We start from the raw sequence: 4,191 nt of genomic DNA on the forward strand, positions 1-4,191 counted from the left end.
CTGGTGGGGGGCGGGGTGCTACCGAAGACGGTGGCCTCCCGCGCGGTCTGCCGGATGCCGTTGGTGCCGTTGAACAGTCGCTGGCCCCAACTGGTCAGCTGGTTCGGGTTGAAGTTGGTGGCCATGTCGAGATATTCGACGCCGCCGCTGTTGCCACTCCACGACCAGCCCAGCCAGCCGATGCCGTTGGCCTGGGTGTACGACAGGATGGTCTCCTCGTCGGGGTTGCCGTCGGAGTGGTTGTGGCCGAACTCGCCGACCACGATCGGCAGGCCACGACTGCGGAACCGGCCCAGGTAGTCGCTGATCTCGGCGGCGGTGTCGAAGACGCCGTACATGTGCACCGAGAAGACCGTGTTGCGGGCCGGGTCGGCGTTGAACACCGTCGGGGCAGTGTCGCGCATGGTGAAGGCCCAGTCCTGGCCCCAGTTCGGGGCGTCGACCATGATGGTGTGCTGGATGCCTCCGGTACGCAGCCGGCGGATCGCGTTGGCGGTGTCGGTGGTCCAGGAGGTGTAGTTCTGGTTGCCGTACGGCTCGTTGCCGATGTTGACGATCACGTACGCTTCCTGGCCGTTCAGCGCGCTGGCGATGCTGAGCCAGTAGTCGACCGCCCGGTCCAGGGTGATGGCGCCGCTCTGCTCGCCGTACCCGGTGGTGTCGTGCACCTCCAGCACACAGATCAGCCGGTTGGTCTTGCAGAGCTGGATCACGTTCGTCACGTCGGCGGCGCTGTTGCGGGTCCACCGGTCGCCGCTGGAGAGCACCACCCGGACCGTGTTCGCGCCGAGCGCCTTGACGTTGGCGAAGGAACTGGTCTGCTGGGGGTACCAGGTGTGCGCGTGGTTGACCCCGCGCATGATGAACTCGTTGCCGTTCGCGTCGTAGAGTTTGCCGCCGCTGACGGTGAAGCCGGCGGCGGCGTGCGCCGACGGACCGAAGGCGAACACGGCGGCGACGGTCGCCAGCAGCAGGGCGCCGACGCCCGCGAATAGTCGTCTCATGGCATTCCTCGCAGGAGATTTTCCCCCGTGCCCAGTGGGGGTGCGGTGGTGGCTGGTGATGGCGGCTGGTGCCCGACAGCCGCTGTCCGGGGCCCGGCGAGGCAGACATCAGCGTAAGCCGATAGATCGCCGAAGGCAACCGGTTCAGTAACGCCTCGCCTGGCCGCCCTCCCGTGACGGCCCACGAGAATCGGGCCGCCACGGGAAGTGGGCATCCCCACCACAGGATGTGCCGCACGCCGGCGTCTGAACCGGTTCAGGTCAACGGTAGGCAGGGGCGCGGAGGGCGTCAAGCACGGCCCAGGGTTGATCAGACAGGGGCGGGGTATCCGGAACGGGTCACCCGGTCCGGAAGGAGACACCATGGTCAGCATCGGCTACACCCTGATGTGCGAGCAGGCCGGCCCGAAGCAGCTCGTCGACTACGCGGTACGCGCCGAGGCGGCCGGTTTCGATCAACTCGTCATGTCGGACCACTACTACCCCTGGCTGGAGTCGCAGGGTCACTCCCCGTACGCCTGGTCGGTGCTGGGCGCGGTCGCCCACGCCACCTCCCGCGCGGAGCTGATGTCCTTCGTGACCTGCCCGATCCGCCGTTACCACCCGGCGGTGGTGGCCCAGAAGGCGTCCACCATCGGGCTGCTCTCCGACGGCCGGTTCACCCTCGGCCTCGGTGCCGGGGAGAACCTCAACGAGCACGTGGTGGGTGCCTGGCCGCACGTGCAGCAGCGGCACGAGATGTTCGAGGAGGCGCTGCAGATCATCCGGCCGCTGCTCAACGGCGAGACCCTCACCTTCTCCGGCAACCACTACGACGTACCCGACGCGTATGTCTGGGACCGCCCGGACTCACCGGTGCCGATGGCCGTGGCCGCCTCCGGCCGGCAGTCGGCCACCCTCGCCGCCGAGTACGCCGACGCCATGGTCGCCACCGATCCGGACGCGCACCTGGTGGAGATGTACGAGGAGGCCGGCGGTGCCGGGCGTCCCCGGTACGGGCAGGTGAGCATCTGCTACGGCCCCGACGAGGCGGAGTCCCGCAAGATCGCTCACGATCAGTTCCGCTGGTTCGGGCTGGGGTGGAAGGTCAACACCGACCTGCCCGACACGGACGCCTTCGAGGCGGCCACCCGCAGCGTCCGCGAGGAGGACGTGGCCGCCTCGATCTCCTGCGGCCCCGATGTGGACAAGCACGTGGCGGCGTTCAAGAAGTTCGTCGACGCCGGGTTCACGCACGTGGCGGTGGTCCAGATCGGCGGTGACAGCCAACCGATGTTCCTGGACTGGGCGCAGGAGCAGTTGCTGCCCCGGCTGCGCGAGCTGTGACCTGTCACGGCGCTGGCCACCTACCGGCTATGGCGCATGCGGCCCTGCCCACTGCCGAGCCGCCGGGCCCGCCGGCAGCCGGGCCGTCGGGGCTGGCGTTGCGTCGCCTGGCGCTCGCCGCGCCAGGCGACGCGGCCGGGCTGACCAGCCAGTGGCGCACCGTCAACGGCCTGCGCACCCACGTGCGCCGCAGCGCCGAGCGTGATCAGCAGGGCCCACCGGTGCTGCTGGTGCACGGACTGGCGGTGTCCCACCGCTATCTGACGCCGCTGGCCGTCGCACTGGCCGACACCCATCCGGTGTACGCGCCGGACCTGCCCGGCTTCGGCCTGAGCGCCCGTCCCCCGAACGCGTACGACCCGCGACAGCACGCCGAGCACCTGGCCGCGCTGCTGGCCGCGTACGGGCTGCCGCCGGTCTGCGTCCTGGGGCACTCATTCGGCGCGGAGGTCGCCGCCGCGCTCGCCGCCCGCCACCCCGAGACGGTACGCGCGGTGGTGCTCGCCGGGCCGACCAGCGACCCGCGGGCCCGGAGCCGCTGGGGTCAGGTGCGCCGCTTTCTGCTCGACACCACCCGGGAGGCCCGCTGGCAGGCCCCGATCCTGCTACGCGACGTGATCGACGCGCGACCGCCGAGGGTGTGGGCCACCCTGTCCCACTCAATCCACAACCGGATCGAGGACGACCTGCGCCGGATCGCCGCACCCACCCTCGTACTCACCGGCAGCCGCGATCCACTCGTGCCGGCGGCCTGGCGGGCACGGGCTGCGGAGCTGGTGCCCGACGCCCGCACCGCGGCAGTTCCCGATGCCGCGCACAACGTGGCCACCACCGCACCCTGGCAGGTCGCGGAGGCGTTACGTGCGCTTCTCGACACGACCATCCCCGATGAACCGACGAACAGGTGACACCATGCGTATCGGCAACACGGAAATCCGTCCGGCCGGCGGCGGCCTCGGCTGCCTCCTGATGATCCTCTTCTCGATCGTCGCCTCGATCGTGCTGACCCTCCTACTCAACCTGCTCCTCTGACGCCACCGCTCGCTGGTGGTCAGCGCCGCAGGCCCAGCGTGGTCAGCGCCGCAGGCCCAGCGTGGTCAGCGCCTCGCGGGTGGCCTGACGAACCGGGTCCAGGACACTGCCACGCAGCCACCGGATCATCGGTGTGACGGTCACCCGCCAGGCCGCGCCGACCGCCCGACCCACCGGCAGCACCGTGGCCCGCCACAGCCGGCGCCCCGCCAGCCACACCGGACGCAGGGTCAGCGCCCAGCACCACCACAGGATCCGTCCGGCGACCCGCCAGGCCCAGTCGAGCACGATCACCGACCGGCGGGCCAAGGCGTGCAGCCACCCACCCAGCGTGACCAGGAGCAGCCGGACGGCCGGGGTGAGCACCCGCACCAGCCAGGCCAGCGGCACCCACAGCAGGTGGTACAGCGGCACCAGGATGAGCGTCGACACCAGCCAGGCCAGTCCATGCACGACCCACCGGCAAGCCCACGCCACGCCCCGGCCGCACCACCGCAGCGGCGGCCAGAAGGCGTTGCGCCACAGCCAGCGCACGCCGTTGCCGAGCCAGGTCAGCGGCGACCAGACAAGCGTCAGCCACAGCCACCGAACCGCGCGGGCCATCCAGCCGACCGGGATCCAGACCAGGTGATGCAGCAGCCAGCTGAGTGGACGTAGCAGCCAACGGTCGATGAACCGGGCCGTCGGCACCAACACCCAACGGTGCAGCCAGCGGCCGATCGCCGCCAGCAGCTCCCAGCCCAGCCGTACCGGCAACACCACCAACAACGCCAGACCGCGCGCGACGAGCGCCACCGCCGACCCGCCACCACCCGGGGCCTCCCCCGCC

At 70.7% G+C, this 4,191-nt stretch carries 4 protein-coding genes; 2 read left to right on the forward strand and 2 right to left on the reverse strand.

The features are described 5' to 3' along the window. The coding region (locus C1I93_RS29010; protein WP_111246444.1) for a glycoside hydrolase family 5 protein at positions 1-1,004 on the reverse strand (1,004 nt) is incomplete at its 3' end. Positions 1,005-1,367: 363 nt separating this feature from the next. On the opposite strand from C1I93_RS29010, the gene C1I93_RS29015 reads away from it, so the two are divergent. Then, positions 1,368-2,330, forward strand: coding sequence for a TIGR03557 family F420-dependent LLM class oxidoreductase (locus C1I93_RS29015; protein WP_111246445.1), 963 nt, complete (start codon positions 1,368-1,370; stop codon positions 2,328-2,330). A gap of 29 nt (positions 2,331-2,359) precedes the next feature. Next, a complete protein-coding gene (locus C1I93_RS29020) occupies positions 2,360-3,238 on the forward strand; it encodes an alpha/beta fold hydrolase (RefSeq protein ID WP_111246446.1) in 879 nt (292 codons plus the stop codon). 166 nt (positions 3,239-3,404) lie between these two features. On the opposite strand, the gene C1I93_RS31835 is transcribed toward C1I93_RS29020, so the two are convergent. Next, positions 3,405-4,191 (reverse strand): hypothetical protein (locus C1I93_RS31835; RefSeq protein WP_220039613.1); only part of this gene is annotated, 787 nt, incomplete at its 5' end.

The organism is Micromonospora endophytica (genome assembly GCF_003236305.1).
Classification (GTDB): domain Bacteria; phylum Actinomycetota; class Actinomycetes; order Mycobacteriales; family Micromonosporaceae; genus Micromonospora; species Micromonospora endophytica.